Origin of the sequence: Pseudoalteromonas sp. PA2MD11, from assembly GCF_017808125.1 — a bacterium.
Lineage (GTDB): Bacteria > Pseudomonadota > Gammaproteobacteria > Enterobacterales > Alteromonadaceae > Pseudoalteromonas > Pseudoalteromonas simplex.
Map to the genome: position 1 here is coordinate 1 of NZ_JADKNF010000035.1, position 2,389 is coordinate 2,389.

A 2,389-nucleotide genomic window follows, 5' to 3' on the forward strand; every position below is an offset into this window, starting at 1 on the left:
TTTTACTTAACTCTGTGTCACTTTGTTCAGCGCTTTTCATTGCTGCCCGCCGTGTCAGTGGATGCGCATTATAGGGAGATGGATTTTTAACGCAAGCACTTTGTGAAGGTTTTTTTGAATATTTTCAAATTAATCAGATACCCACCAAATGCAAACATGTTACCCACAAATAACTGTGGATAACTGATGTTTTTTAGCAGAATAACTAAACTCTCCTCGCTTGTTATGGTAACTTGCGCCGCAGATTTTCAACTCGCTCACAAGGCAAGAAAAATGACAGACATTATAAATAGTATAAGTGGTCTCCTTTGGGGTCACATTCTGGTTTACCTTTTAATAGCTGCGGGGCTATTTTTCACTCTTCGACTCGGTTTTATTCAGTTCACTCAATTCCCACATATGGTCAAAGTGATGTTTCAGAGCCGCCAAGGTTCTGGCGATGGCATTTCTTCATTCCAAGCTTTTTGTACTTCCTTAGCTGCGCGAGTTGGTACGGGTAATATGGCAGGTGTTGCCGTCGCACTTTATTTAGGCGGTGCCGGTGCAATTTTCTGGATGTGGCTTATTGCATTAATAGGTATGGCGACAAGTTTTGCCGAGAGTACCCTTGCTCAGGCATATAAAACGGTGGATGAAGATAGCAACTTTCGCGGTGGCCCTGCTTATTACATGGAATATGGTTTGGGCAAACGCTGGATGGGTGTGATCTTTTCTCTTTGCCTTATTCTTGCTTTTGGCTTGGTATTTAATGCTGTTCAATCAAACTCTATTGCTGCTGCATTTAACGTTGCGTTTGGTATTCCAAACTATGTTGTAGGTATCGGCTTAGTATTAGGGTCAGGCATTATTATTTTTGGTGGCTTAAAAACTATTTCACGTTTTGCAGAAATGGTTGTGCCATTTATGGCGCTGGCTTATTTGTTAGTTGCACTTTATGTGTGTGCCATGAACTACGATTTATTACCGGGCGTATTTATGCATGTTATAAATAGTGCCTTTGGTATCGAGCAAGCGGGTGCGGGTGCAATAGGTTATGGTGTAATGCAGGCTATGATCCAGGGTATTAAACGTGGCCTATTCTCTAATGAAGCTGGTATGGGTAGCGCTGCAAATGCTGCTGCAACGGCAACACCTAACCCACCGCACCCTGCCTCACAAGGATATGTACAAATGCTCGGCGTATTTGTAGATACAATTATTATATGTACTGCAACTGCAGCCCTTATTTTATTATCACAACAGCTTATACCTGATTCAGGTGTGACTGGCATTGCGTTAACACAAGCTGCCCTTGAAGAACACGTTGGTAGCTGGGGTGCAACCTTTGTTGCGATTGCAATTTTGTTTTTTGCATTTACCTCGATTGTTGCTAATTACTCTTATGCCGAAACCAATTTATTGTTCTTAGAGCATAACCATGCATCGGGTATGTTGATCTTCCGATTACTGGTACTTGGTATGGTGATGTTTGGTGCACTTGGTGAATTGCCATTAGTTTGGACGCTTGCCGATGTTTCGATGGGTTTAATGGCTATTGTTAACGTAATCGCTTTATTTATGTTATCGGGCGTCGTTATTTGGCTCGCGAAGGACTACAACACACAACGTAAGGCAGGTAAATTACCTACATTTGATCCTTCGCAAAACAAAAAACTAGATCAAACCATTCCTAAAGGCGCGTGGCGTAAATAATCTAGTTAAGTAAATTCTTATTTAGGGAGCGTTTGTGCTCCCTTTTTTGTATTTGCTAACTTTTCAAAAACAGACAATATGAATGTAATTTGTTGCTCGTTAAGTTTGGACTCAAGCTGAGTAACAAGCTGATCTTTAATTTGCGCTTTTAATGCTTGTTTTTGTTCTGCGGTTAATAATGGCTGCGATTGTTGCTGATAAGATTGCACAGCAGTAAGCATATCCATCACCACGTCATTATCATAATCGGTTAGCGCTGATTTGGCATTACTAATGGCTTGTTCTGATTTATCGAAGACAGTCGATACTTTATCAACAAGCACGCTCACCTCATGAATTTTCAGTACATCGTTAATATTCGACATAATAATCGCAACAGGAATAACCACTAGTGAGATCGCTAGACAAAGCCCAAATACTGCGCCTACCCAAAACTGATTTAAGCCACGTTTAAATTGCTCCATTATCTTTCCTTGATCCTATTTATTAATTAAAACTTGAAACGCGTTAGCTGTTTTAAAAAGACTAAGGAAACTATAAAGCTATTTTGGCAATAAAAAAATAATTTGATGAGATTATAAAAAGAAATATAAATGAAATAGAGAAGAGGTATTTTGTGTAAATGGTGCCCGGGGCCGGACTTGAACCGGCACGCTGTTACCAGCGAGGGATTTTAAATCCCTTGTGTCTACCAATT

General features: G+C 40.3%; 2 protein-coding genes. One reads left to right on the plus strand and one right to left on the minus strand.

Annotation, left to right across the window (positions count from 1 at the left end; translation table 11 throughout):
• The first annotated feature begins 273 nt into the window (after window positions 1-273).
• The gene (locus tag ISP07_RS20370) at window positions 274-1,692 is read left to right on the plus strand and encodes an alanine/glycine:cation symporter family protein (protein WP_209328712.1); all 1,419 of its coding nucleotides are present in this window, start codon (window positions 274-276) and stop codon (window positions 1,690-1,692) included.
• Window positions 1,693-1,709: 17 nt separating this feature from the next.
• Here ISP07_RS20370 and ISP07_RS20375 read toward each other — a convergent pair whose 3' ends face one another.
• Window positions 1,710-2,156, minus strand: coding sequence for a hypothetical protein (locus tag ISP07_RS20375; protein ID WP_209328713.1), 447 nt, complete (start codon window positions 2,154-2,156; stop codon window positions 1,710-1,712).
• Window positions 2,157-2,389 lie beyond the last annotated feature (233 nt).

Bases quoted from the DNA above. Each gene is read 5' to 3' on its own strand.
- ISP07_RS20375 (WP_209328713.1), bottom strand. From the start codon at position 2,156: ATGGAGCAATTTAAACGTGGCTTAAATCAGTTTTGGGTAGGCGCAGTA.
- ISP07_RS20370 (WP_209328712.1), top strand. From the start codon at position 274: ATGACAGACATTATAAATAGTATAAGTGGTCTCCTTTGGGGTCACATT.